Below are 26,074 nucleotides of genomic sequence, written 5' to 3'. Positions count from 1 at the left end.
CGCCGCCTCGCCCTGCCCCGCAACCGGTGCGGCGGGCGGCGGTGCGTTGACCTTCCCACCATGCGAAGGCCCACGCTGCCTCCATCGAACCGTCGAAGGGAGTCCGCATGAATACCGCCGCCACCGCCGACCTGCGCCTGCCGATCGCCGGGATGACTTGCGCCTCGTGCGCGGGCCGCATCGAACGCGCGCTCGCCGCCGTTCCAGGCGTATTTCGCGCCGAGGTGAACCTCGCGACGGCGACCGCCAATGTCGCCACCGACGGCAAGGTCGGCGCGACCGTCCTCGCCGATGCCGTCTCGCGCAGCGGATATCGCGTGCCCGAGCGCACGCTAGACCTGGCGATCGGCGGCATGACCTGTGCCTCGTGCGCTGGCCGCGTCGAGAAGGCCTTGCGCGCGGTGCCGGGCGTGATCGACGCCAGCGTCAATCTCGCGACCGAACGCGCCCAGGTGCGCGCGTTGCCGGATGTTTCGGCCGACGATCTCATCGCTGCCGTCGTGACCGCGGGCTATCGCGCGCATTTGCCGGATGGCGACATCGATGACGTGACGTCCACCGACTCGCGTGACGCCGAAGCGGACAAGGCAGACGCGCGCGAACGCCGCCACCTCTGGCTCGCGCTCGCGTTCTCGCTGCCGCTGGTGCTGCCGATGCTCGCGATGCCCTTCGGCGCACACCTGGTGCTGCCGGGGTGGGTGCAGTTCGCGCTGGCCACGCCGGTGCAGTTCTGGCTGGGCGCTCGCTTCTATCGCGCCGGCTGGCACGCACTCAAGGCGCGCAGCGGCAACATGGACCTGCTGGTCGCGCTCGGTACGAGCGCTGGCTACGGATTGAGCGTGTGGCACCTGATCGCCGGCGGCCATCACGCCCCGCTGTATTTCGAAGCGTCCGCTGTCGTGATCGCGCTAGTGCTGCTCGGAAAGTGGCTGGAAACGCGCGCGCGCCGCCAGACGACGGCCGCGATCCGCGCCCTGCAGGCGCTTCGTCCGGCCACCGCGCGGGTTCGTCGCAATGGCGTGGAAACCGACATGCCGCTCGCGCAGGTCCGCGTCGGCGACGAGGTCGTCGTGCGGCCCGGCGAACGCATTCCTGTCGACGGCCGCATCGTGGAAGGACGCACGCACGCCGACGAATCCATGCTGACGGGCGAGTCGTTGCCGGTCGCGCGTTCGGAAGGCGATCGCGTCACCGGCGGCGCGGTCAACGGCGAAGGCCGCGTGGTGGTCGAAACCACAGCCATCGGCGCGGAAAGCGCGCTGGCGCGCATCATCCGGCTCGTCGAGGACGCGCAGGCGAAGAAGGCGCCGATCCAGCGCATCGTCGATCGCGTCAGTGCCGTGTTCGTACCGGTGGTGATCGCCATCGCCTTCATCACGCTGCTGGGCTGGGGACTTGCGACCGGCGACTGGAGCGGCGCGCTGCTCAACGCCGTCGCGGTGCTCGTGATCGCCTGCCCTTGCGCGCTCGGGCTCGCGACGCCCACGGCCATCATGGCCGGAACCGGCGTCGCCGCGCGCGCCGGCATCCTGATCAAGGACGCGCAGGCGCTCGAAACGGCGCAGCGCATCGCCATCGTTGCCTTCGACAAGACCGGAACGCTGACGCAGGGCAAGCCGACGCTCGTCGAAGCGATCGCGCTTGATGGCGACACGTCGTCGCTGCTCGCGCACGCCGCCGCGGTGCAGCGCGGCAGCGAACACCCGCTCTCGGCGGCCGTGGTGCAAGCCGCGGGCGAGGCGCCGTCGCTCGTCGCGAGCGACCTCCGCGCGGTACCGGGACGCGGCGTGCGCGGAAGGATCGGCACACTCGACGTGCTCATCGGCAGCGAGCGGATGATGCGCGAGGCCGCCGTCGATCTGGCGCTGCTGTCCGCGCGCGCCGAAACGCTGCTTGCCAGCGGGCACACGGTGTCGTGGGTCGCGGTCGCAGAACGCGAACATTCCCCTCGCCTGCTCGGCCTGCTCGCCTTCCGCGATACGCCCCGCCCGGGTGCGCGCGAGGCCATCGCGCGACTGCACGCACTGGGCCTGCGCACGGTGATGGTCTCGGGCGACCAGGAAGGCGCTGCGCGTGCGATTGCCGCGCAGCTCGGCATCGACGACGTGCGCGCCAACGTGCTGCCCGAAGAAAAGGCGGCGACGATCGAACGGCTGCGCGGCAACGGCGTGGTGGCGATGGTCGGCGACGGCATCAACGATGCGCCCGCCCTGGCCGCGGCCGACGTCGGCATCGCGATGGGCAGCGGCACCGACGTCGCGATGCACGCTGCCGGCGTGACGCTGATGCGCGCAGAACCCGCGCTGGTCGCCGATGCCATCGGGATCTCGCGCCGGACGACGCGAAAGATCCACCAGAACCTCTTCTGGGCCTTCATCTACAACGTCGTCGGCATTCCGCTGGCGGCGTTTGGACTGCTCGACCCGGTGATCGCCGGCGCCGCGATGGCGTTCTCGTCGGTCAGCGTCGTCACCAACGCCCTGCTGCTGCGCCGCTGGCGCCCGCATCGCCTTTTGAACTCGCACGATTGAATCGCAAGGAGCCGACCATGCCCCGGATGCCAAGACCCGAACTCGCCGACGCACGCCAGCAGGGCCTGCACAACATCGGCGAAGCCGCGCGGCACAGCGGCGTCAGCGCGAAGATGATCCGGCACTACGAAAGCATCGGCCTGATCCCGCCGCCCAATCGCACGTTCGCCGGGTATCGCCTCTACAACGATGCCGACCTGCATCGGCTGGGCTTCATTCGTCGTGCGCGCGGCCTGGGGTTCTCGATCAAGCAGATCGAAGCGCTGCTGGGGCTCTGGGACGATCGCTCCCGCGCGAGCGCCGAAGTGAAGCGCCTGGCGGAATCGCACGTGGACGAACTGGCGACGAAGATCGCCGAGATGCAGGCCATGCAGCGGACGCTGCAGGATCTCGCGCGCCGCTGCCACGGCGACGACCGACCGGACTGTCCGATCCTGGAGGATCTGGCGAAGACGACCGGCGCAGGCGATGCGCATTTGCCATCACGACACGAACCGGACGGTGCGCCGCTTTCGTTCGAAGCGGGGAACCAGTTGCGTCGCGTGGGTGGGCGTTAATCCCGGATCGGAGTATTCGCAGGCATTACGGAGCGCAGGAAGGAAGGCGGTGGGTCCCCGCTTTCGCGGAGATGAGGACGTTGCGTCTCGGCTGATTCGAACCTGTCTCGCCTCATCGCCAATCGCCAATCGCTACTCACGCATCACGATCCGGAAAACCAGACGCCCACAACGAAGCAGGGCCCCGTTTCCGGAGCCCTGCTGCGTTTCACTATTTGGCGTCCCCACGGGGATTCGAACCCCGGTCGCTACCGTGAAAGGGTAATGTCCTAGGCCTCTAGACGATGGGGACAAAACTGGTTTTTCAGCATCATCTCCGAAGAGATGGTGGAGCCAGCCGGGATCGAACCGGCGACCTCCTGCATGCCATGCAGGCGCTCTCCCAGCTGAGCTATGGCCCCACGTGCTGCTGGAAAGACGAAAATTCTAGCGGGCGTTCAGCGATGTCGTCAAGCGTTCGCTGCCAGATTTTTTTCGTCGCGTCCGCCGGTGCTGGTACCGGCGTCAACGGGGCGCAATGTTGCCACACCATGTCCCCGCTCCGCTAGATACTCGAGCCACTTTCCGAGAAACGTGTTCATCCGCGTGCGGTGGTCGAGCACTTCCGCCGCCGGCGGATACATCCCGATGACGTCCTGCCAGCGACGACCGACGTAGCAGTTGGTGACTTCCAGCTGCCGCGCATCGTGGTACAGCCGCAGATACGCCGACGGATCCTGCTCCCCGGTGACCGGATCGCGCATCGCGTACGTCAGACGCAGCTCCGTCGTGTACGGATGGCGTTCGATCACGTCCAGCTGCAGATCCAGGCCGTCGCCGACGCTGGAGTGGTACGTGCCGACCGCCAGCGCCTCCGACGGAAACAGGCGCGCGAAGCGGACATGGTTTTCGGCATACAGCCCCATTAGCCAGCCGAAGCGGCTGAGGCGGGGAATGCGTGCTTTGCGGGTCGCGAGAGACATGGGCATGGGCATCGATATGGAGTCGATGCTACACGGCACAACCTCCCCGCGGCAGCGTTGACGCACGCCGGTGGCAGGCATACGGTAAGGGTTCCTCGCGAGCGCGTTTTCCGGGGTTTTCCCGCTACGGCGCCGTTCAGAACATCTCGCGATGGATCCCCAGCGTGGTCAGGACCTTGCTCGAGATCTCCTCGATCGAGGTATTGGTCGTGCTCAGGGTCGAAATCCGCTCCGCACGGAACATCGCCTCGGCCGCCGCCACTTCCCGCTTGCAGGTTTCCAGCTGGGCGTAGCGCGAGTTCGGCCGGCGCTCCTGGCGGATCTGCTGCAGCCGGACCGGATCGATCGTCAAACCGAAGAGCTTGTTGCGATACGGCCGCAGGCGCGGCGGCAGGCGGTCGTGTTCCAGGTCCTCCTCGGTCAGCGGGTAGTTCGCCGCGCGCACGCCGTAATGCAGCGCCAGATACACGCAGGTCGGCGTCTTGCCCGCGCGTGAAACCGCGACCAGGACCAGGTCCGCGTCGTCGTAGTTGATGGCCTGCCCGTCGTCGTGCGTCAGCGCGAAATTCATCGCGTTGATGCGCCGGTGGTAGGTGTCGAAATCCACCATGCCGTGTGCCTGGCCGATGCGCCGTTCGCGCGTCTGTTCCAGTTCGCGTTCCAGCGGTTCGATGAAGGGCGCAAAGACGTCGAGCATCAGCGCGCCGCTTTCGGCCAGTGCGTGGCTGACATCGACGTCCATGCACGAGTTGATCACCACCGGGCGAACACCGTAGGACTCGGCGGCGACGCGGATCTTCTCGCCCACTTCACGCGCGCGCTCGACGCTGTCGACGAACGGGATGCGGTCGGTCACGAAGCGCGTCTGGGTGAACTGGGTCAGCAGACTGTGGCCGATGGTCTCGGCGGTGATACCGGTACCATCGGATACGTAGAAGACGGGACGCACGCCGGCCATCGGTTTTCTCCTGAACTGGGCGTTCACAATACAAAAAACGCCGATGAATCAAGCTTGTCTGCCCCCGGCGCCCGGGCGATCATATCCGGATCGCTGCGCGTCACGCGCCTGGGCGCGCCGGCCTTGTTCCGCCATTCCCTTCGAATCGCCTGCTGTCCTTGCCTGCTGTAACTGCCTGGAGATCGCCCGCTTGAACGAGAACATCCTCTGGCTGCACGCGCTGCGCCTCACCGATCTGGCCCGCGTCGGCGGCAAGAATTCCTCGCTCGGCGAGATGATCGGCAACCTCGCGAACCTTGGCGTGTCGGTCCCCGGCGGCTACGCGACCACTGCCGAAGCCTTCAAGGACTTCATCGCGCATAACGACCTGCATCAGCGCATCTACGACAAGCTGGCGACGCTCGACGTCGAGGACGTCAACGCGCTTACCGCCGCGGGCGCCGAGATCCGCGGCTGGGTGATCGACGCCCCGCTGCAGCCGGAGCTGGATGCCGACATCCGCAAGGCCTACAAGCAGTTGTGCGACGAAAACGGGGGCGGCGACGTCGCCGTTGCCGTTCGTTCCTCCGCCACCGCCGAAGACCTGCCCGACGCGTCCTTCGCCGGCCAGCAGGAGACCTTCCTCAACGTCACCGGTGCAGACGACGTCGTGCACAAGGTCAAGGAAGTCTTCGCTTCGCTCTACAACGACCGCGCGATCGCCTACCGCGTGCACCACGGTTTCAAGCACGAGGACGTGTTCCTCTCGGCCGGCGTGCAGCTGATGGTGCGCTCGAACGTCGGTTCCTCCGGCGTGCTCTTCACGCTCGACACCGAATCGGGTTTCCGCGACGTCGTCTTCATCACTTCCAGCTACGGCCTGGGCGAGATGGTCGTGCAGGGCGCGGTGAATCCGGACGAGTTCTACGTCTACAAGCCGACGCTGCTGCAGGGCAAGCAGGCCATCCTGCGCCGCGGCATGGGCGCCAAGCAGCTGCGCATGGTCTATTCCGACACGCCCGGCGAGCGCGTGCGCACCGAGGAAACGCCGGCCGAACTTCGCAACACGTTCTCCATCAGCGACGAGGACGTGCACGAACTCGCGCGCCAGGCGCTGACGATCGAGAAGCACTACGGCCGCCCGATGGACATCGAATGGGCGAAGGACGGCGTGAGCGGCAAGCTCTTCATCGTGCAGGCGCGTCCGGAGACGGTGAAGTCGCGCGGCCATGCCACGCAGATCGAGCGCTACCAGCTCACCCAGCGCGGTGAGGTCGTGTGCGAAGGCCGCGCCATCGGCCAGAAGATCGGTACCGGCGTCGCGCGAGTCGTGCGCTCGCTGGCCGACATGAACCGCGTGCAGCCGGGCGACGTGCTCGTGGCCGACATGACCGATCCCGACTGGGAGCCGGTGATGAAGCGCTCCGCCGCGATCGTCACCAACCGCGGCGGCCGCACCTGCCACGCGGCGATCATCGCGCGCGAACTCGGCGTACCCGCGGTCGTCGGCACGGGCAACGCGCTGGACACGATCCAGGACGGGCAGGAAGTCACCGTCAGCTGCGCCGAAGGCGATACCGGTTTCATTTACGCCGGCACCCTGCCCTTCGAGCGCCACGTGGCCGACCTCGACAAGATGCCCGAGGCGCCGCTCAAGGTGATGATGAACGTCGCCAACCCCGAGCGCGCATTCGACTTCGCGATGCTGCCGCACGCGGGCGTGGGCCTGGCACGCCTGGAAATGATCATCGCCAGCCACATCGGCGTGCATCCCAAGGCGCTGCTGGAGTACGACCAGCAGGACGCGGCGACGAAGAAGAAGATCGACGAGAAGATGGCCGGCTACGCCAGCCCGGTCGACTTCTACGTGGACCGCCTGGCCGAAGGCATCGCGACGATCACCGCGTCGTTCGCGCCGTATCCGGTCATCGTTCGCCTGTCAGACTTCAAGTCCAACGAGTACGCCAACCTCATCGGCGGCTCGCGCTACGAGCCGCATGAAGAGAACCCGATGATCGGCTTCCGCGGCGCCAGCCGTTACGTCGACCCGAGCTTCACCGAGGCCTTCGCGCTGGAATGCCGCGCGGTGCTGAAGGTGCGCGAGCAGATGGGCCTGACCAACTGCTGGGTGATGATCCCGTTCGTGCGCACGCTGGAGGAAGGCCGCAAGGTGGTCGAGGTGCTGCGTTCCAATGGCCTCGAACAGGGCAAGGACGGGCTGAAGATCATCATGATGTGCGAAGTGCCGTCCAACGCGCTGCTCGCCGACGAATTCCTCGAGATCTTCGACGGCTTCTCGATCGGCTCCAACGACCTGACGCAGCTCACGCTGGGCCTGGACCGAGACTCCGGCATCGTCGCCAAGCTCTTCGACGAGCGCGATCCGGCGGTGAAGAAGCTGCTGTCGCTGGCGATCAAGTCCGCGCGTGCGAAGGGCAAGTACGTCGGTATCTGCGGCCAGGGCCCGAGCGACCACCCGGATCTGGCCGAATGGCTGATGGACCAGGGCATCGAATCGGTGTCGCTCAATCCCGACACCGTGGTCGACACGTGGCTTCGACTGGCGAAGGCCAAGGCGAAGAAGGCTGCAGCCTGACGGCTCCCGCTGTACCCTGCGATGAGCCATCGACGCCCCGCTTATGCGGGGCGTCGTATTTTGTAGACGTTCACGCACATCGCGCATCCATGCGCGTTCGCAAGGAGGTTGCTTTGCTCGCCGATCCGAAGACCCAGGCCGAAGTGCAGGATTCGCTGTCGAACCTCACCCGTCAGTTCGACCCCGACGTGCCGTTCCACTTGATGACTGCCGAGCAGTTCTGGGGCTGGGCGATGGACGTCGGCATCAAGCTCGGCGGCGCGTTGCTGGTGTTCTACATCGGCATGCACTTGGCGAAGTGGGCCGTTCGCGCGGCCGGACGCGCCTTGACGCGCGCGCATGTCGAACCGACCTCGTCGCAGTTCATCGGCCGCGTGCTCTACATCGCGCTGATGATCGTGCTGCTGCTGGCGATCCTGCAGGGCTTCTTCGGGGTGGCGCCAACGTCGTTCATCGCGATCATGGGCGCCGCCGGCCTGGCGATCGGCCTGGCACTGAAGGACTCGCTGTCGAACGTCGCCTCCGGCGTGATGCTGGTGACGCTGAAGCCGTTCCGCGTGGGCGACGTGGTGCAGATCGGCGGCAGCAGCGGCACGGTGGAAATGGTCCGCATCTTCCAGACCCAGCTGCGCGGTGCGGACAACCAGACGATCGTGCTCCCGAACAACCTGATCACCACCGCCCCGATCATCAACCTCACGCCCGACACACGCCGTCGCATCGAACTGGTCATCGGCATCAGCTACGAGGACGACATCGACGTGGCGCGCGCGGCGATCATGGACATCATGCAGGCCGACAAGCGCATCCTCGACACGCCTGCGCCCGACGTCGTCGTGTATGAGCTGGCCGACATCGCGGTGCGCCTGGGCGTGCGTTGCCACGTGAGCAACGCCGACCACTTCGCGACCAAGTGCGACCTCAACGAGCGCATCAAGAAGGCGTTCGACAAGGCCGGCATCAGCATCCAGCAGGCGCAGCGCGACATCCGTGCGCAGCGGCGTGTGCTCGAAGCGGTCCAATCGTCGGCAGCCAGCGCGGCCGGCGTTACCGATACCGCGCAGTCGTCACCCGATCAGCAATCGCCGAGCCCGTCGCCCTCGCCCGACCAGCAGTCGCAGCCGGACCAGCGCTAAGCGTTACTCGTGCGCGTCGCCGCCGAGGCGACCCATGAAGCCGCGGTAGTGGCGCAGTTCGGCGATGGAGTCGCGCACGTCGCTCAGCGCGGTGTGGCGGGCGTCCTTGTTGACGCCGGCCAGCACGTCGGGCGCCCAGCGGCGCGCGAGTTCCTTGATCGTGCTGACGTCGAGGTTGCGGTAGTGGAAATGCTTTTCCAGCCGCGGCATCAGGCGGTGGAGGAAACGGCGGTCCTGGCAGATCGAGTTGCCGCACATCGGCGACTTGCCCGCCGGCACCCAGTTCTGCAGGAATTCCAGCGTCTGCTGCTCCGCCTGGGCGATGTCGACGCGGCTGTCGAGCACGCGCTGCCACAGGCCCGAACGGCCGTGCTGGTTGCGGTTCCACTCATCCATCGCTTCCAGTCGCGACAGCGGATGCGAGATCGCCAGTTCCGGGCCTTCGGCCAGCACGTTGAGCTGCTTGTCGGTCACCACCGTGGCGATCTCCAGGATGGAATCGCGATCGGTATCCAGACCCGTCATTTCGAGGTCGATCCAGATCAGGTGTTCGTCGTTCGGAGAAGGGACGGCCGCCATGCGCTCGCACTGGAATGAGGACCGGCGCATCATACAGCCAGCCCGCCCCGCGGCTTCGCGCCGCGCTCACGGAACGGAAACGCTACATGCCCTCACCCGTCGCGATCGATCCCACGCACTACGCCGTCGTCTCGGCGATGATCACCCCGGCGTTCTTCCTCACCGCCGCCAGTTCCCTGCAGATCTCGTCGAACAACCGCCTCGCGCGTGTCGTCGACCGGATGCGCGCGGATATCGAGATCCTCCGCGGCCTCCCGCAAGGCCCGGCGCGCGTGGAGCAGGAAGCGCGCATCGCGACCCACCGGCGTCGTTCGTACCTGGTGCTCGCCGCGGTGCGCATGCTCTACGCCTCGATCAGCGCCTTCGTCGGCACGAGCCTGGGCATCGCGGTGGACGCGTTCTTCGGCTACCGGCTCGACCTGGTGCCGACGGGACTGGCGGTGGTCGGCGTGCTGCTGATGTTCGCCGCGTCCGTGTGCCTGGGTTACGAGGCGACGCTGGGCTTGCGGATGCTGGACCGCGAGTTGAACGAGCAGCTGGAGAAGGACAGGCTCGAAGTGAAGGAGTGAGGTCGCGCGAGCGCCCTACTCCTGCGGCGGCGCAGGCGCGCCCTTGCCCCGCTTGTTCCTGAAATACGCCGTCAGCTTCGCGCCCGATTCCTCGCCCAGCACACCGCCGGTGACCTGCACGCGGTGGTTGTGGCGTGGATCGGCCAGCAGGTCGAAGACGCTGCCGGCCGCGCCCGTCTTCGGGTCGCTCGCGCCGTACACGACCCGGGCGACGCGTGCGTGCACCATCGCCATCGCGCACATCGCGCACGGCTCCAGCGTCACGTAAAGCGTCGAACCGAGCAGGCGGTGGTTGCCAAGACGCTGGCCAGCCTCGCGCATCGCCACGATTTCGGCGTGCGCGGTGGGGTCGCGCAGCGTGATGTTGCGATTCCAGCCCTCGCCCAGCACCTGCCCGTCGGCGGACACCAGCACGGCGCCGACCGGGATCTCGTCGTCCTCGCGCTGCGCGCGTTCGGCCAGCGCCATCGCGTGGCGCATCCAGCGCACGTCCGTGTCGTCCACGGGCTGCGCGTTCGTCGTTTCCTGAACCATCGCGACAGGATGCCCGAGGCCGCGCGGCCGTGCCACGTCGCATCGGGATTTCGGGCACGTCATGCCGTATTCGATCAGCCTTCACGCGCCTGAAACCGCTAAAATTGGCGTTCCCCGCGCCTGCGCGGACAGCCAGCCACCGACGGCCCCGCGCCACGGCCGCCCGCCACTCCAGGACCGCGCTTCGTCCATGAATTCCACGCCCATGAACTCCCAACACCGCAAACCGCTTCCCGGCACGTCGCTGGAGTATTTCGACGCGCGCGAAGCGGTCGAAGCCATCCAGCCCGGCGCCTGGGCGGGACTGCCCTACACCTCGCGCGTGCTGGCCGAGAACCTGGTGCGTCGCTGCGATCCGACCACGCTGGTCGCGTCGCTGAAGCAGCTCATCGAACGCCGCCGCGACCTCGACTTCCCTTGGTTCCCGGCGCGCGTGGTGTGCCACGACATCCTCGGCCAGACCGCGCTGGTCGACCTCGCCGGCCTGCGCGACGCCATCGCCGACCAGGGCGGCGATCCGGCGAAGGTGAACCCGGTCGTGCCGGTGCAGCTGATCGTCGACCATTCGCTCGCCGTCGAATGCGGCGGCTACGACCCCGATGCGTTCGCGAAGAACCGCGCCATCGAGGATCGCCGCAACGAAGACCGCTTCCATTTCATCGAGTGGACCAAGCGCGCGTTCGAGAACATCGACGTGATCCCGCCGGGCAACGGGATCATGCACCAGATCAATCTGGAGAAGATGTCCCCGGTCATCCAGGCGCAGGGCGGCGTCGCGTTTCCTGACACCTGCGTCGGCACCGACAGCCACACGCCGCACGTCGATGCGCTGGGCGTCATCGCGATTGGCGTGGGCGGTCTGGAAGCGGAGAACGTCATGCTCGGCCGCGCGTCGTGGATGCGCCTGCCGGACATCATCGGCGTCGAACTCACCGGCAAGCGCCAGCCGGGCATCACCGCCACCGACATCGTGCTCGCGCTGACCGAATTCCTGCGCAAGGAAAAGGTCGTCGGCGCGTACCTGGAATTCCGCGGCGAAGGCGCATCGAGCCTGACGCTGGGCGATCGCGCGACGATTTCGAACATGGCGCCCGAGTACGGCGCAACCGCGGCGATGTTCTTCATCGACGACCAGACGCTGGAGTACCTGCGACTCACCGGCCGCGACGACGCGCAGGTGAAGCTGGTGGAAACCTATGCGAAGACCGCAGGACTGTGGGCCGACGATCTCGCGCACGCGCAGTACGAGCGCACGCTGACGTTCGACCTGTCGAGCGTCGTGCGCAACATGGCCGGCCCGTCGAATCCGCACAAGCGCCTGCCGACGTCGAACCTGGCCGAGCGCGGCATCGCGGTGAACCTCGATGCGGCGCTCGCGCAGGAAGCGCAAGGCCTGATGCCCGATGGCGCGGTGATCATCGCCGCCATCACCAGTTGCACGAACACCAGCAATCCGCGCAACGTCATCGCCGCCGCGCTGCTCGCGCGCAATGCGAACGCGCGGGGGCTGACGCGCAAGCCCTGGGTGAAGACCTCGCTTGCCCCGGGTTCCAAGGCCGTGCAGCTGTACCTGGAAGACGCGAAGCTGCTCCCGGAACTGGAGAAGCTCGGCTTCGGCATCGTCGCCTTCGCCTGCACGACGTGCAACGGCATGTCGGGCGCGCTGGATCCGGCGATCCAGCAGGAAATCATCGACCGCGACCTGTACGCGACGGCCGTGCTCTCGGGCAACCGCAACTTCGACGGACGCATCCATCCGTACGCGAAGCAGGCCTTCCTCGCCTCGCCGCCGCTGGTGGTCGCCTATGCCATCGCAGGTACCGTGCGTTTCGACATCGAACGCGACGCGCTGGGCCTGGACGCCGACGGCAAGCCGGTCACGCTGAAGGACATCTGGCCGAGCGACGAGGAAATCGACGCCATCGTCGCGCAGAGCGTGAAGCCCGAGCAGTTCCGCCGCGTGTACGAGCCGATGTTCAACATCCGCGTCGAACACGGCGAACGCGTGAGCCCGCTGTACGACTGGCGCCCGCAGAGCACCTACATCCGTCGTCCGCCGTACTGGGAAGGCGCGCTGGCCGGCGAGCGCACGTTGCGCGGCCTGCGTCCGCTCGCCGTGCTCGGCGACAACATCACGACCGACCATCTGTCGCCGTCCAACGCGATCCTGATGAACAGCGCCGCCGGCGAATACCTGCACAAGATGGGCCTGCCGGAAGAGGACTTCAATTCGTACGCGACGCATCGCGGCGACCACCTCACCGCGCAGCGCGCGACGTTCGCCAATCCGACGCTCGTGAACGAAATGGCCGTCGTCAATGGCGAAGTGAAGAAGGGATCGCTGGCGCGCATCGAGCCGGATGGCCAGGTCGTCCGCATGTGGGAAGCGATCGAGACCTACATGGAGCGTCGCCAGCCGCTGATCATCATCGCCGGCGCCGATTACGGCCAGGGTTCCTCGCGCGACTGGGCGGCCAAGGGCGTGCGCCTGGCGGGCGTCGAAGCGATCGTCGCGGAGGGTTTCGAGCGCATCCACCGCACCAACCTGATCGGCATGGGCGTGCTGCCGCTGGAGTTCAAGCCGGGCTTCAACCGCACCGTGCTGCGTATCGACGGCACGGAGACCTTCGACGTCACCGGCGAGCGCAAGCCGCGCGCCGACCTCACGCTGGTCATCCATCGCCGCGATGGCGAGCGCGTGGAAGTGCCGGTCACCTGTCGCCTCGACAGCGACGAGGAAGTGTCGATCTACGAGGCCGGCGGCGTGCTGCAGCGCTTCGCGCAGGACTTCCTGGAATCCTCGGCGCGCGCGGCCTGATCGCCGCGCCGGTTCCCCTTTCGCAACACGCACCTCTTCCACCACGCAAGGAGTAGCGAAATGCCCGGAACCGTCACCCTGCACCGCGTGATCCGCGCGCCTGCCGAACGCATCTACCGCGCCTTCATCACGCCGGCGGCGATGGTGAAGTGGCTCCCGCCGCATGGTTTCACCGGCGAAGTCCATGCGATGGACGCGCGCGTGGGCGGCAGCTACCGCATGTCGTTCACCAACTTCGGCACCGGCGGCAGCCATTCCTTCGGCGGCACGTATCGCGAGATGGTCCCTGGCGAGAAGCTGCGCTACGACGACCAGTTCGAAAACCCCGACATGCCCGGCACGATGGAAGTCGACGTCACGCTGAAGACCGTCATGTGCGGCACCGAGGTGAGCATCGTGCAGAAGGGCGTCCCGGACGCGATCCCGGTCGAGTTCTGCTACCTCGGCTGGCAGGAATCGCTGGAGATGCTGGCGAAGCTGGTGGAGCCCGAGATTCCGGACGGGGCGTGAGCGGACGCGTGCAGGACGAGATCCTTCTTATCGCTAGACCTACCGCCTCGTTGCGCGAAGCGCTCGAGGCGGAGCTCCACGCACATGGACTCGCGGATGCGCTGGCGCGCTGGCCGTCGTCGAACTGGCATCAATCGCTGTCTCAAAAGCACCCCATTACGGCCCGATTCGCCGCCGCCAGCGCGATGGCGTCGCTGACCGCTGTGTCCTTCGAGATGGTGATCAACCGCGTCGTGCCGCAAAACGATCAGTGGCATCTCCGCATGCACGGCAACCCGCCCGCTTTCGCTGCGCTGCTTTCGTCCCTCCGCTCCGTTCTGTCGAGGGAAGGAATTGACGATCCGGGCGCGCACCGTCCGCACATCACGCTGGCCTACCATGCACCACGGCCCTTACACGGATCCGTCTCGATCCGTCCGATTTCGTGGCAAGTGACCGAGATCGAACTCGTGCAGGCCGGTGGCAAGCCTTACCGTTACACGACGCTGGAACGCTGGGCCTTAGCTCCGCCGAGCCAAGCGGACCTGTTCTGACATTCACCGCTATCCGCACGTACGGAACAAAACCGATGACCCACGCCCCCCAGATCCGCATTCCCGCCACCTACATGCGCGGCGGCACCAGCAAGGGGGTGTTCTTCCGCCTCGACGACCTGCCCGAGCGAGCGCGCGTTCCCGGCCCGGCGCGCGATGCGCTGCTGATGCGCGTGATCGGCTCGCCCGATCCGTACGGCAAGCACACCGACGGCATGGGCGGCGCGACGTCGAGCACGAGCAAGTGCGTGATCATCTCGACGTCGTCACAGCCCGGGCACGACGTCGATTACCTCTACGGCCAGGTGTCGATCGACACCGCTTTCGTCGACTGGAGCGGCAACTGCGGCAACCTCAGCTCGGCGGTCGGGCCGTTCGCCATCGCCAACGGCTTCATCGATCCGGCGCGGATCCCGCGCGACGGCGTCGTCACGGTGCGCATCTGGCAGGCGAACATCGGCAAGACCATCGTCGCGCACGTGCCGGTCACGAACGGCGAAGTGCAGGAAACCGGCGACTTCGAGCTGGATGGCGTTACCTTCCCGGCAGCCGAGATCGAGCTGGAGTTCCTCGACCCGTCCGACGATGGCGAAGGCGGCGGCGCGATGTTCCCGACCGGCAACCTCGTCGACGAGCTCGAGGTTCCCGGCGTCGGTACGTTCAAGGCGACGCTGATCAACGCGGGCATCCCGACGATCTTCCTCGATGCGTCGGACCTGGGCTTCACCGGTACCGAGCTGCAGCCGGCCATCAACGACAACCCGAAGACGCTGGCGATGTTCGAGACCATCCGCGCGCACGGCGCGGTGCGCATGGGGCTGATCGAACGCATCGAGCAGGCCGCCACGCGCCAGCACACGCCGAAGGTCGCCTTCGTCGCGCCGGCGCAGGACTACACCGCCTCCAGCGGCAAGCACATCGCGGCCGCTGACATCGACCTGCACGTCCGCGCACTGTCGATGGGCAAGCTGCACCACGCGATGATGGGCACGGCGGCGGTGGCGATCGGCACCGCGGCATCGATCCCCGGCACGCTGGTGAACCTCGCCGCGGGCGGCGGTGAGCGCGAGGCGGTGCGCTTCGGGCATCCGTCCGGCACGCTGCGCGTGGGGGCGCAGGCGCAACTCGTGGGCGGCCAGTGGACTGTGACCAAGGCGATCATGAGCCGCAGCGCGCGCGTGCTGATGGAAGGCGCGGTGCGGGTTCCGGGCGATTCGTTCTGACGTCGCGCCAATGCGGATAAGAAAAGCCCCGCTTTCGCGGGGCTTTTCATTTTGCCTCATCGCAGCGGGATCACTCCCACTCGATCGTCGCCGGCGGCTTGCCGCTGATGTCGTACACCACGCGCGAGACGCCGCGCAGTTCGTTGATGATGCGGTTGGACACGCGGCCGAGGAAGTCGTAAGGCAGGTGCGCCCAGTGCGCGGTCATGAAGTCGATGGTTTCCACTGCACGCAACGCGATCACCCATTCGTAGGCACGCGCGTCGCCGACCACGCCCACCGACTTCACCGGCAGGAACACGGCGAACGCCTGGCTGGTGCGGTCGTACAGGTCGGCCTTGCGCAGTTCGTCGATGAAGATGTGGTCGGCACGCGCCAGCAGTTCGGCGTATTCGCGCTTCACTTCGCCGAGGATGCGCACGCCCAGGCCCGGGCCCGGGAACGGATGGCGGTAGACCATCGCGCGCGGCAGGCCGAGTTCGACGCCGAGGCGGCGCACTTCGTCCTTGAACAGCTCGCGCAGCGGCTCGACCAGGCGCAGCTTCATGTCTTCCGGCAGGCCACCGACGTTGTGGTGGCTCTTGATGACGTGCGCCTTGCCGGTCTTGCTGCCGGCCGACTCAATCACGTCCGGGTAGATCGTGCCCTGCGCCAGCCACTTGGCGTTGGCGAGCTTGGCCGACTCCTCGTCGAAGATCTCGACGAACAGGTTGCCGATGATCTTGCGCTTGGCTTCGGGATCCTCGACGCCGGCCAGCGCCTTGAAGTAGCGGTCGGCGGCGTTCACGCGCACGACCTTCACGCCCATGTGCTCGGCGAACATCGCCATCACCTGGTCGCCTTCGTTCCAGCGCAGCAGGCCGGTGTCGACGAACACGCAGGTGAGCTGTTCGCCGATCGCCTTGTGCAGCAGCGCGGCGACGACGGAGGAATCCACGCCGCCGGACAGGCCGAGGATTACCTCGTCCGAGCCGACCTGCTCGCGCACGCGGGCGATCTGGTCCTCGATGATGTTGGCCGCGGTCCACAGCGTCTTGCAGCCGCAGATGTCGGCGACGAAGCGGCGCAGCAGCGTCTGGCCCTGCTTGGTGTGCGTGACTTCCGGATGGAACTGCACGCCGTACCAGCGCTTGTCCTCGCGGGCCATCGCGGCGACCGGAATGCGGTCGGTGACGGCGGTGACGGTCCAGCCCGGCGGCGCCTTGGCGACGTGGTCGCCGTGGCTCATCCACACGTCGATGCGCGGCTCGCCGTCGTGGTCGGTCAGCCCGCCCAGCAGCGCGTCGTGCGCGACGAGTTCGACTTCAGCGTGGCCGAATTCGCGCGCGTCGGCCGCTTCGGTCGCGCCGCCCAGCTGCGCGGCGAGCGTCTGCATGCCGTAGCAGATGCCCAGGATCGGCAGGTTCGAATCGAAGACTTCCTGCGGGGCGCGGGGCGCACCTTCTTCCGTCGTCGATTCGGGACCGCCCGACAGGATGATGCCCTTCGCACCGAACGCCGCGATCTCCGCCGGATCGTGGTCCCACGCCCAGATTTCGCAGTAGACGCCGATCTCGCGGATGCGGCGGGCGATCAGCTGCGTGTACTGCGCGCCGAAATCGAGGATGAGGATCTTGTCTGCGTGCAGATCGTGCGTCGACGTGGCGGTCATGGTTCTTTGTTCCGGATGAAGCTGGCGATGAGGTGCAATGTCAGCCCGACGCTAAGGCCGATCGGGAAAGCAATCAGGGCAGTTTCAAGCGCGGTCGTCATCGGATCGGCGACACGAAGCGTAGAACCTGCGAAATGCCGTGCGAAATCGCGTTGCGTGAAATACATATAACCAGCGAACGCCGCTGCGCTGCCTATTCCTGCGCCCAGTACACGTTGCCAGGCGCGAGGGAAGATCAGGCCGATCGCGCCGGCGGCGAGGAAAGGAGCAGCAACGAGAAGTAGTCCGCCGAGCCGCTCCACGTCCTCAACTCGCCCGATAGTTCGGCGGTTCCTTCGTGATCTGGACGTCGTGCACGTGGCTCTCGCGCGCGCCGGCGTTGGTGATGCGCACGAAGCTGGGCTTCTTGCGCATGTCCTCGATGCTCGCGCAGCCGACGTAGCCCATCGTGGCGCGCAGGCCGCCGGCGAGCTGGTGCACGACGTTGCGCAGCGGGCCGCGATACGGGACGCGGCCTTCGATGCCTTCGGGCACGAGCTTGTCGGCGTCGGAGGCGTCCTGGAAATAGCGGTCCTTCGAACCCTGCTCCATCGCGCCCAGCGAACCCATGCCGCGGTAGCTCTTGTAGCTGCGGCCCTGGAACAGTTCGACTTCGCCCGGCGCTTCCTCGGTGCCGGCGAACAGGCCGCCGATCATCACCGTCGAGGCGCCCGCGACGATGGCCTTGCCGATGTCGCCCGAATAGCGGATGCCGCCGTCGGCGATCAGCGGGATGCGGTCCTGCAGCGCTTCAGCGACCATCGCCACCGCGGTGACCTGCGGCACGCCGACACCCGCGACGATGCGCGTGGTGCAGATCGAGCCCGGGCCGACGCCGACCTTCACCGCGTCGGCGCCGTTGTCCATCAGCGCGAGCGCGGCATCGCCGGTGACGATGTTGCCGCCGATGACCTGCAGCTGCGGGAAGTTCTTCTTCACCCAGTTGACGCGATCGAGCACGCCCTGCGAATGGCCGTGCGCGGTATCGACCACGACCACGTCCACGCCGGCCGCGGCGAGCGCTTCCACGCGGGCCTCGGTGTCGCCGCCGACACCCACGGCCGCACCGACCAACAGGCGTTCGCTGGTGTCGTAGGCGGCGTTGGGGTTGTCCGACTTCTTCTGGATGTCCTTCACGGTGATCAGGCCGCGCAGCTCGAAGCCGTCGTTGACCACCAGCACCTTCTCGATGCGGTGCTTGTGAAGCAGGCTCAGGACTTCCTCGTCGGTGGCGCCTTCGCGCACCGTCACCAGGCGGTCCTTCTTGGTCATGATGTGGCGGACCGGATCGTCGAGCTTCTTCTCGAAGCGCATGTCGCGACTGGTGACGATGCCCATCAGCTGGCCGCCTTCCACCACCGGGACGCCGGAGATGTTGCGCGCGCGGGTGAGCTTGAGGACTTCGCCGATCGTCGTGTCGGGCCCGACGGTGAAGGGCTCCTTGATCACGCCGGCCTCGAACTTCTTGACCTGCGCGACCTGCGCCGCCTGGGCTTCCAGGCTCATGTTCTTGTGGATGATGCTGATGCCGCCGAGCTGGGCCATGGCGATGGCCAGGCGCGCTTCGCTGACGGTGTCCATCGCGGCCGAGAGGATCGGCAGCCGGATGTTCAGGTCGCGGGTGAGGCGGGTGGTGAGCGAGACGTCCTTGGGCAGGACCGTCGAGTGGGCCGGGACGAGCGAAACGTCGTCGTAGGTCAGTGCTTCAGCCTGGATGCGCAGCATGGGCGGGGGCCGGGAGGCGGATGAAGCGCGACATTGTAGCGTGTCTGGCGTCCCTCACGCCTGCTTCGCGCCGGGACAAGTCGTTCTACTGAGGCTGCCGGTCGCGCTTGACGCGATTTGCTTCGCAAATCGCACTCGTGACCTGCGGCCACTCCCGCGCAAGACGGGATTTGCTGCGCAAATCACGTCCCACACGTGCTCCATACCCGCCCCTCGCGGCTCCGCCGCGACCGCCCCTAACTTAGGGGCTGGGGCAAAAGCCGGACTTCGGCGAGACGCTCGGCGCCCCTCTCCCTCCGGGAGAGGGGTTGGGGTGAGGGGCAACGAGGCGAAAGCGTAACCGGTCGTTTCAACCGAGCAGCGCTGCGGGGCTACTTCACCGCGTGCCACCCCTGCCCCGAATCCGCCGCCTCCGCCGCTTCCAGCGTGTTCTGCATCAGCGTGGCGACGGTCATCGGGCCTACGCCGCCCGGGACCGGCGTGATCCAGCTGGCGCGCTGGGCGGCGGCTTCGAAGCCGACGTCGCCCACCAGGCGGCCGTCATCGAGGCGGTTGATGCCCACGTCGATCACCACCGCGCCCGGCTTCACCCATTCACCCGGGATCAGGCCCGGGCGACCCACCGCGACCACGAGGATGTCGGCGTTGCGGATGGAGGCTTCGAGGACCTCGGGCGGCGTGAACTTGTGGCAGCTGGTGACGGTGCAGCCGGCGATCAGCAGCTCCAGCGCCATCGGCCGGCCGACGTGGTTGGAGACGCCCACGATCGTGGCGCTCTGGCCGCGCACCGGGCGGTCGGTGTACGCCAGCAGCGTCGTGATGCCCCGCGGCGTGCATGGGCGCAGGCCGAACTGGCGCAGCGCGAGGTGGCCGACGTTTTCAGGATGGAAGCCGTCCACGTCCTTGCGCGGGTCGATGCGGTGAATCAGCTCGGTCGCGTCGCGACGGTCCGGCAATGGGAGCTGCACGAGGATGCCGTGCACGTCGGGATCGGCGTTGAGCGTGTCTATCAGCGCCAGCAGCTCCTGGTTGCCCGTGTCGGCCGGCAGGTCGTAGTCGATCGCGCGGATGCCCACTTTCTGCGCCGCACGCCGTTTGTTCTTCACGTAGACGCTGGACGCCGGATCGTTGCCGACCAGCACGACCGCCAGCCCCGGGCGCGACTTGCCGGAGGCGACGCGCGCGTCGACGCGGCTCTTGAGCGTATCGAGCAGGTCTTCGGCGATGCGCTTGCCGTCGAGAATGCGGGCCGGTGCCTGGGTCGTGGAGACGGTCATGCCTTGGGCTGGAGTACATTCGGGCCGGGCATTATCGCTCAAGCCATCCCGGAAGGCCGGCCCGTTCCGCAGGCTCCCGGCTCCCCCGCTCCGGAACGAAGACAGTCCCCATGACCGAACCCGATTTCGAAACCACCCAGATCGAGGCCGCCGCCTTCCGGCGCCTGCTCCAGCACCTGCTCCAGGAACGCCCCGACGTGCAGAACATCGACCTGATGATCAACGCCGGCTTCTGCCGCAACTGCCTGGCTGACTGGTACCGCGAGGGCGCCGAGCAGCGCGGCATCACGATGACGAAGGACGAGGCGCGTGAGGCGATCTACGGCATGCCGTTCGCGCAGTGGAAGGCGCAGCACCAGCGCGAGGCGACGCCCGAGCAGGTGGCCGCATTCGAGGCGGCGCAACGCCGTCACGCGCAATGAGCTTCGTGCGCCGCCAGTGGCTTGGCTGGGCGGCGCTGCCGGTGATCGGCTACGCCGGCGTGGTCGCGTGGCTGTTCTCCAAGCAGCGCGATCTCATCTACCTGCCCGAAGGCACGCGCATCGACGTCGCGCAGACAGATTTCACGCTGGCGCGCGACGACGTCCAGCTGCACGGCTGGGTGCTGCATCCGCAGGCGTCGCGGCCGGTGATCTATTTCGGCGGCAATGCCGAAGGCATCCAGAACCGGCGCGAGATGCTGGACCGCCTGCTGCCCGACCGCCCCGTGTACCTGGTGTCGTACCGCGGCTATGGCGCAAGCGGCGGCGTGCCCAGCGAGGCTGCGCTGCTCGGCGACGCGCTCGCACTGTTCGACGAAGTGCGTTCGCGCCATCCGAACCAGCCCATCGCGGTGATCGGCTCCAGCCTCGGCAGCGGCGTCGCCAGTTACGTCGCGAGCCAGCGGGATGTGTCGCAGCTGGTGCTGATCGCCCCGTTCGACAGCCTCGCCGCGGTGGCGCGGGTGCACTACCCGGCCCTGCCGATCCGCTGGATCCTTCGCGACCGCTTCGATTCGATCGACCGCCTGCGCGGCTACGAGGGCGACGTGATGGTCATACGTGCCGCGCTCGACACCGTCGTGCCGCCGGCCAACACCAACCGGCTGATCGCCGCGCTGGGCAAGCCGCCGAAAGTCGTCGACCTGCCGCAGGCCGGGCACAACACGATCAGCGGCAATCCCGAGTTCGAGCAAGCCTTAGCGGACTTCCTGCGCTGACGCGTCAGGCCGCGCAGAATTTCGCGTAGTCGATGTAGCCCGGGAAGTCGCGTCCGGCAGCGCACACCGGGCAATCCGGATCGGCCGACAGCCGCGTTTCGCGAAACCGCATCCCCATTGCGTCGAAGTGGAGCAGCCGACCGGCAAGCGGCGCGCCGGCGCCAAGGACCAGCTTGATCGCCTCGGTCGCCTGCAGCAGGCCGATCACGCCTGGCAACACACCCAGCACGCCGGCTTCGGCGCAATTGGGCGCAGCTTCCGGCGGCGGCGGCTCGGGGAACAGGCAGCGATAGCACGGCGCGTGGCCGCGATGGCGCCCGGCATCGAACACGCTCACCTGCCCTTCGAAACGGTGCACGGCGCCGTAGACCAGCGGCTTGCCGAGCTTCACGCAGGCGTCGTTGAGCAGGTAACGCACGGGGAAGTTGTCGGCGCCATCGACGACGACGTCGGCGCCTTCGATCAGCTGCTCGACGTTTGCGGCGGTGATGCGCTCCTGGAACGTCTCGATGTGGACCGTCGGATTCAGCGCCGCCAGCGCAATCCGCGCCGATTCGACCTTCGGCACGCCGATGCGGTCTTCGGTATGCAGGATCTGCCGCTGCAGGTTGCTGCGATCGACGATGTCATCGTCGGCCAGCACGATCGTGCCCACGCCTGCGGCGGCCAGGTAGAACGCCGCCGGCGAACCCAGCCCGCCCGCGCCGACCATCGCGATGCGCGCGGCCTGGAGTTTGCGCTGCCCTGCTTCGCCGACTTCCGGCAGGCGCAGGTGGCGCGAATAGCGGTCGTAGAAATCGAAGTCGCGTTCGTCGCGGGTGATCGGCAGGCCTTCGGCGATCCAGCGCGCCGTGCCGCCGTCGACCGATGCCACGCGTGTGTAGCCGGCGGCGTGGAGCGCCTGCGCGGCCTTCATCGAGCGCGCGCCCGACTGGCAGATCACCAGCACGTCGGCGCCCCGATCGGGCAACGCGGCCTGCGGATCGGCTTCCAGATCGCCGCGTGCGATGCCGAGCGCGCCTTCAGCGAAACCTGTGGCGCGCTCGTGCGATTCGCGCACGTCCACGATCACCGCGCCCTCGCGCTGGCGGCGCAGGGCGTCGGCGGGAGCGATGAGTTCGATCTGGGCGGCAGTGTTCATGACCCGATTATCCCCCCCTCACGCGTAACGCAGGACCTCCACGACGGTGCCGGCCGCCAAACGCTGCGGTCCATCCGGTACCACGATCAACGCGTTGGACTCGCCGACCGCGCGCAAGCGATGCGAACCGACCGCGGGATTCGGATCGGCGCGCAGCACGCCGTGCTCATCGCAGAACACCGTGGCGCGCTGGAATTCGCGGCGCGCGTGGGATTTCTCGATCGGCGCCACGAGCTGGGCGCGCTCGACCGGGCGCGGTTCCGTGCGGCCCTGCAGGGCGTCGATGAGCGTACGGCCGAAGCCCAGGAACGTCGCGAACACCGACACGGGATTGCCCGGCAACGCCAGCACGCGCGCCTGATCGAGACTGCCGAACAGCACCGGCATGCCCGGCTTCATGCGCACCTTCCAGAAATGCACTTGGCCGAACTGCTGCACGACCGCCGGGATGTGGTCCTTCTCGCCCGCCGAAACGGCGCCGCAGGTGACGATCAGGTCGAACGCGCAGCCCGCATCGCGCAGCGCGATCTCCACCTGTTTCGGATCGTCGGGCAGTCGCGGCCACGCAGTCGGCTCCAGGCCTTCGGCGCGCAGCAGGCCCATGAGCAGTTCGCGATTGCTGTCGTAGATCTCGCCGGGCGCGAGCGACAGCCCGGGTTCGACGAGTTCGTCGCCGCTGCTGAACACCGCCACCGTCGGCTTGCGGAACACCGTGAGCGACGGCACGCCGAGCGATGCGGCGAGCGACACGCGCGCAGGCGTGAGGCGCTTGCCGGCCTGCAGCACGCATTCGCCAGCCCGCACGTCCTCGCCTTCGCGGCGCAGGTTCGCGCCAGCATCGGGCGGCGTCAGGACAACCACGCGGTCACCGTCGACGCGCGTGTTTTCCTTGATGACGACGGTATCGGCACCGGCGGGCATCGGCGCCCCGGTCGTGATGCGCACGCATTCGCCCTCGCCCACGCGGATCTCGCGGGCGCGGCCGGCGAACTGTTCGTCGATCAGGCGCAGCGTCGTCTCGCCTTCGCGAAGATCGGCATGGCGCAGCGCGAAGCCGTCCATGGCGCTGTTGTCGAACGGCGGCAGCGCAATGGGCGCGTGCACGTCGGTGGCGAGGATGCGCCCGTGCGTGCGCGAGAGCGGCAGGGTTTCGGTATCGAGGCGGTGCTTTGCCGCGACGTCGCGGATGATCGCGACGGCGTCGTCGAAGGCGAGCTGGGTCGGGAAGTCGGTCATGCGGGGGAGTCGGTTTCGCCGGGCACCGCGCCGGCGGCGGCGAGGTCCTGCGGCGTGTTGAGGTTGCCGAAGCGTACGCCGTCCAGTCGGATGGCGACCATGCGCAGCTGGCGTTGCAGCGAATGGATCGCCAGGTCGTTCGCGGCGATGGCGCGCGCCGCGGCCTCGCGCAAGGGCGCCGCCGGCCACAGCGCGACGAGCGGCTGCGGGCCGTCGTCGTCCACGGCGTATGCGCCGTGCGCGCTCGCGGCGGCACTCAGGCTGGGGACTAGGCAGTCGTTCACGCCGACCAGATCGACGGGGAGCGTCAGCAACCATGGCGTGTCGCAGGCGGCGGCCAATGCGTCTAGGCCGGCGAGCGGACCGAGATCGTCGTCGTGGCGATCGGCCACGGCGCGAAGGCCGAGGCGCTCAAAGCGTTCGTGCCCGCGGTTCGCGCTGATCAGCACGTCGGCGATTTCAGTGGCGAAACGCCGCCGCCAGCGCTCGACCTGCGCGACGCCGTCGCGCTGCAGCCACGCCTTGTCGATACCGCCAAGGCGGCTCGCGCGGCCACCGGCGAGAATGCCCAGGGTGATGTCGCTGGCGGGGATGGGCGGCATTCGGGGAGTTTAAGGCTCGGCCGGCTGTCGTCCGGGAGTGCGAAGGGCCCGGATTCGGGCCTTGGTCGCGATGACGGAGCGGTACAGGCCTTCGCGCTGCGTGCGCGGAAGCGTTATGGGTCTGGATCCCGGCTTTCGCCGGGATGACGCAACCGCGCCTGAAGCGTTACGGGCCTGGATCCCGGCTTTCGCCGGGATGACGGGTTTGGCACAGGCAGTCGCGTTGCGGGCTCGGAAGCGTTACGGGCCTGGATCCCGGCCTTCGCCGGGATGACGCAGCGGCAAAGGCGTTCGCGCTACGCGCGAGCGCGCCGCTGCGTCACTTACCCTTCTTCACGTGGCGGATCATGCGGCGCTTCTTCGCGACCTGCCGCTCGGTGAGCACGTTCTTCTTGCCTTCGTACGGATTGGCGCCTTCCTTGAAGACGAAGCGCACCGGCGTGCCGACCAGCTTGAAGCGCTTGCGGAAGAAGTTTTCGAGGTAGCGCTTGTAGGTATCGCTCAGCGTGCGCAGGCGTGTGCCGTGCACCACGAACGTCGGCGGATTGTTCGCCGCGGGATGGGCGTAGCGCAGCTTGGCGACGTGGCCGCGCACCGTCGGCGGCGGGTTGGTTTCGTACGCGACTTCCAGCGCCTTGTTGACTTCGCTGGTGCTGAATTCGTGCGTGGCGGAAGCATGCGCACGATGGATCGCGCGGAACAGTTCGCGCAGGCCCGAGCCGTGCTTCGCACTGATGCGCACCGCTTCGGCCCATTCGACGAAGCCTAGCTTGCGCGTGAGCAGCGCTTCGGCCTGCTGGCGCTGGTAATCGGTCAGGCCGTCCCACTTGTTGACGGCGACGACCAGCGCGCGTCCGGCGTCGAGTGCCAGGCCCAGCACGGTCGCGTCCTGGTCGGTGATGCCCTCGGATGCGTCGAGCATCACCACCGCCACCTGGCACTGCTCTATCGCCTGCAGCGTCTTGACGATCGAGAACTTCTCCACCGCCTCTTCCACGCGCGCCTTGCGGCGCACGCCGGCGGTATCGACCAGCCGGTACAGGCGGCCGTCGCGCTCCATGTCGATGGAAACCGAATCGCGCGTGGTGCCCGGCACCTCGGAGGCGATCATCCGCTCCTCACCGAGCAGGCGGTTGACCAGCGTCGACTTGCCCACGTTCGGGCGACCGATGAAGGCCACGCGGATGCGCGACGGATCGGTGTCCAGTTCGGTCGCCGTGCCCTCTTCCGGCACGCGTTTGAGTACGGCGTCGATCAGCTCGTCGATGCCCTGGCGGTGCGCCGACGACACGGCGATGACGTCGGTGATGCCGTAGCGGGCGAACTCGTTGATCGCGGCCTGCGCGTCGAGGCCGTCGGTCTTGTTGACCACCAGCATCGCCGGGCGCGCGGTCTTGCGCAGCCAGGCGAGGATGTCGTCATCCAGCGCCGAGGCGCCTTCGCGGCCGTCGACGACGAACAGCACCAGGTCGGCTTCCTCGGCTGCCGAACGGGCCTGCCGCGCGGTGGCGCCGGCCAGTCCTTCGTCCTCGCCGGCGATACCGCCGGTGTCGACGATGGCGAACGGGCGCTTGCCCTCCGGCCGCGCCACGCCGTAGTTGCGGTCGCGCGTGACGCCCGGCTGGTCGTGGACCAGGGCGTCGCGGGTGCGCGTCAGCGCATTGAACAGCGTGGATTTTCCAACGTTGGGACGGCCAACGAGGGCGACGAGCGGAAGCAT

General features: G+C 67.6%; 23 protein-coding genes and 2 tRNA genes. 11 read left to right on the top strand and 14 right to left on the bottom strand.

Annotation, left to right across the window (positions count from 1 at the left end; all coding sequences use genetic code 11):
- The first annotated feature begins 107 nt into the window (after positions 1-107).
- Together GOY17_RS08315 and cueR are read left to right on the top strand one after the other, a co-directional pair.
- Positions 108-2,531, top strand: a complete 2,424-nt coding sequence (locus tag GOY17_RS08315) for a heavy metal translocating P-type ATPase (RefSeq protein WP_157030012.1) — start codon at positions 108-110, stop codon at positions 2,529-2,531.
- Between the two features lie 17 nt (positions 2,532-2,548).
- A complete protein-coding gene (gene cueR / locus GOY17_RS08310; RefSeq protein WP_157030011.1) occupies positions 2,549-3,088 on the top strand; it encodes a Cu(I)-responsive transcriptional regulator in 540 nt (179 codons plus the stop codon).
- Positions 3,089-3,304: 216 nt separating this feature from the next.
- Here the strand turns inward: cueR and GOY17_RS08305 are convergent.
- From GOY17_RS08305 to ppsR, 4 genes are all read right to left on the bottom strand, one after another.
- Positions 3,305-3,380: transfer RNA gene (locus tag GOY17_RS08305), tRNA-Glu, on the bottom strand.
- A gap of 33 nt (positions 3,381-3,413) precedes the next feature.
- A tRNA-Ala gene (locus GOY17_RS08300) sits at positions 3,414-3,489 on the bottom strand.
- Positions 3,490-3,537: 48 nt separating this feature from the next.
- Positions 3,538-4,050 carry a DUF1249 domain-containing protein gene (locus tag GOY17_RS08295; protein ID WP_115840990.1) on the bottom strand — a complete coding sequence of 171 codons (513 nt, stop codon included), beginning with the start codon at positions 4,048-4,050 and terminating at the stop codon, positions 3,538-3,540.
- A gap of 136 nt (positions 4,051-4,186) precedes the next feature.
- Positions 4,187-5,008, bottom strand: a complete 822-nt coding sequence (gene ppsR / locus GOY17_RS08290; RefSeq protein ID WP_115840477.1) for a posphoenolpyruvate synthetase regulatory kinase/phosphorylase PpsR — start codon at positions 5,006-5,008, stop codon at positions 4,187-4,189.
- 190 nt (positions 5,009-5,198) lie between these two features.
- Between ppsR and ppsA the strand changes: the two genes are divergently transcribed.
- Positions 5,199-7,583 carry a phosphoenolpyruvate synthase gene (ppsA, locus tag GOY17_RS08285; RefSeq protein WP_157030010.1) on the top strand — a complete coding sequence of 795 codons (2,385 nt, stop codon included), beginning with the start codon at positions 5,199-5,201 and terminating at the stop codon, positions 7,581-7,583.
- Between the two features lie 89 nt (positions 7,584-7,672).
- Positions 7,673-8,719 (top strand): mechanosensitive ion channel family protein, encoded by a 1,047-nt coding sequence (locus GOY17_RS08280; protein WP_115840479.1) that lies wholly within the window; start codon positions 7,673-7,675, stop codon positions 8,717-8,719.
- Between the two features lie 3 nt (positions 8,720-8,722).
- Here GOY17_RS08280 and orn read toward each other — a convergent pair whose 3' ends face one another.
- Entirely contained in the window at positions 8,723-9,298 is a 576-nt protein-coding gene (gene orn, locus GOY17_RS08275; RefSeq protein ID WP_115840480.1) for an oligoribonuclease, read from the bottom strand.
- Between the two features lie 86 nt (positions 9,299-9,384).
- Here orn and GOY17_RS08270 point away from each other — a divergent pair, with 86 nt between their 5' ends.
- The gene (locus GOY17_RS08270; protein ID WP_157030008.1) at positions 9,385-9,867 is read left to right on the top strand and encodes a DUF2721 domain-containing protein; all 483 of its coding nucleotides are present in this window, start codon (positions 9,385-9,387) and stop codon (positions 9,865-9,867) included.
- A 15-nt stretch (positions 9,868-9,882) separates the two neighbouring features.
- Here the strand turns inward: GOY17_RS08270 and tadA are convergent, their stop codons facing one another.
- Entirely contained in the window at positions 9,883-10,401 is a 519-nt protein-coding gene (tadA, locus tag GOY17_RS08265) for a tRNA adenosine(34) deaminase TadA (protein WP_157031649.1), read from the bottom strand.
- 205 nt (positions 10,402-10,606) lie between these two features.
- Between tadA and acnD the strand changes: the two genes are divergently transcribed.
- Genes acnD through prpF form a run of 4 tightly spaced genes read left to right on the top strand, consistent with a single transcriptional unit; the run spans position 10,607 to position 15,485 of the window.
- Complete coding sequence (acnD, locus tag GOY17_RS08260) at positions 10,607-13,219, top strand: Fe/S-dependent 2-methylisocitrate dehydratase AcnD (protein WP_157030007.1); 2,613 nt, start codon at positions 10,607-10,609, stop codon at positions 13,217-13,219.
- A gap of 60 nt (positions 13,220-13,279) precedes the next feature.
- Positions 13,280-13,729 (top strand): SRPBCC family protein, encoded by a 450-nt coding sequence (locus GOY17_RS08255; protein WP_157030006.1) that lies wholly within the window; start codon positions 13,280-13,282, stop codon positions 13,727-13,729.
- On the top strand, positions 13,726-14,262 hold the full coding sequence (locus tag GOY17_RS08250) for a 2'-5' RNA ligase family protein (protein ID WP_198173859.1): 537 nt from the start codon (positions 13,726-13,728) through the stop codon (positions 14,260-14,262). The genes GOY17_RS08255 and GOY17_RS08250 overlap by 4 nt, the downstream gene beginning before the upstream one ends.
- 35 nt (positions 14,263-14,297) lie before the next feature.
- Positions 14,298-15,485 carry a 2-methylaconitate cis-trans isomerase PrpF gene (gene prpF, locus GOY17_RS08245; protein ID WP_157030004.1) on the top strand — a complete coding sequence of 396 codons (1,188 nt, stop codon included), beginning with the start codon at positions 14,298-14,300 and terminating at the stop codon, positions 15,483-15,485.
- Positions 15,486-15,555: 70 nt separating this feature from the next.
- Here prpF and guaA read toward each other — a convergent pair whose 3' ends face one another.
- The 4 genes from guaA to folD all read right to left on the bottom strand — a co-directional run bounded on the left by guaA (position 15,556) and on the right by folD (position 20,177).
- The gene (guaA, locus tag GOY17_RS08240) at positions 15,556-17,136 is read right to left on the bottom strand and encodes a glutamine-hydrolyzing GMP synthase (RefSeq protein ID WP_157030003.1); all 1,581 of its coding nucleotides are present in this window, start codon (positions 17,134-17,136) and stop codon (positions 15,556-15,558) included.
- Positions 17,133-17,438 carry a hypothetical protein gene (locus tag GOY17_RS08235; RefSeq protein WP_157030002.1) on the bottom strand — a complete coding sequence of 102 codons (306 nt, stop codon included), beginning with the start codon at positions 17,436-17,438 and terminating at the stop codon, positions 17,133-17,135. Before GOY17_RS08235 ends, guaA begins: the two co-directional genes overlap by 4 nt.
- Positions 17,439-17,442: 4 nt before the next feature.
- Entirely contained in the window at positions 17,443-18,900 is a 1,458-nt protein-coding gene (gene guaB, locus GOY17_RS08230) for an IMP dehydrogenase (RefSeq protein WP_157030001.1), read from the bottom strand.
- A 371-nt stretch (positions 18,901-19,271) separates the two neighbouring features.
- Positions 19,272-20,177 (bottom strand): bifunctional methylenetetrahydrofolate dehydrogenase/methenyltetrahydrofolate cyclohydrolase FolD, encoded by a 906-nt coding sequence (gene folD / locus GOY17_RS08225; RefSeq protein ID WP_115840488.1) that lies wholly within the window; start codon positions 20,175-20,177, stop codon positions 19,272-19,274.
- A 110-nt stretch (positions 20,178-20,287) separates the two neighbouring features.
- Between folD and GOY17_RS08220 the strand changes: the two genes are divergently transcribed.
- Both GOY17_RS08220 and GOY17_RS08215 read left to right on the top strand, forming a co-directional pair.
- Positions 20,288-20,599: a DUF1244 domain-containing protein gene (locus GOY17_RS08220; RefSeq protein WP_157030000.1), complete on the top strand. Its 312-nt coding sequence runs from the start codon at positions 20,288-20,290 to the stop codon at positions 20,597-20,599.
- Positions 20,596-21,375: an alpha/beta hydrolase gene (locus tag GOY17_RS08215; protein ID WP_157029999.1), complete on the top strand. Its 780-nt coding sequence runs from the start codon at positions 20,596-20,598 to the stop codon at positions 21,373-21,375. The genes GOY17_RS08220 and GOY17_RS08215 overlap by 4 nt, the downstream gene beginning before the upstream one ends.
- A gap of 4 nt (positions 21,376-21,379) precedes the next feature.
- Here the strand turns inward: GOY17_RS08215 and moeB are convergent, their stop codons facing one another.
- From moeB to der, 4 genes are all read right to left on the bottom strand, one after another.
- Positions 21,380-22,516, bottom strand: coding sequence for a molybdopterin-synthase adenylyltransferase MoeB (gene moeB, locus GOY17_RS08210; RefSeq protein ID WP_157029998.1), 1,137 nt, complete (start codon positions 22,514-22,516; stop codon positions 21,380-21,382).
- Between the two features lie 18 nt (positions 22,517-22,534).
- Positions 22,535-23,752, bottom strand: a complete 1,218-nt coding sequence (locus tag GOY17_RS08205; protein ID WP_157029997.1) for a molybdopterin molybdotransferase MoeA — start codon at positions 23,750-23,752, stop codon at positions 22,535-22,537.
- On the bottom strand, positions 23,749-24,354 hold the full coding sequence (gene mobA / locus GOY17_RS08200) for a molybdenum cofactor guanylyltransferase (protein WP_157029996.1): 606 nt from the start codon (positions 24,352-24,354) through the stop codon (positions 23,749-23,751). The genes GOY17_RS08205 and mobA overlap by 4 nt, the downstream gene beginning before the upstream one ends.
- A gap of 319 nt (positions 24,355-24,673) precedes the next feature.
- Positions 24,674-26,074 (bottom strand): ribosome biogenesis GTPase Der, encoded by a 1,401-nt coding sequence (der, locus tag GOY17_RS08195; protein WP_157029995.1) that lies wholly within the window; start codon positions 26,072-26,074, stop codon positions 24,674-24,676.

The organism is Lysobacter soli, assembly GCF_009755585.1.
GTDB classification, from domain to species: domain Bacteria; phylum Pseudomonadota; class Gammaproteobacteria; order Xanthomonadales; family Xanthomonadaceae; genus Lysobacter_J; species Lysobacter_J soli.
This window is presented reverse-complemented; position numbering and strand designations above follow the sequence as displayed.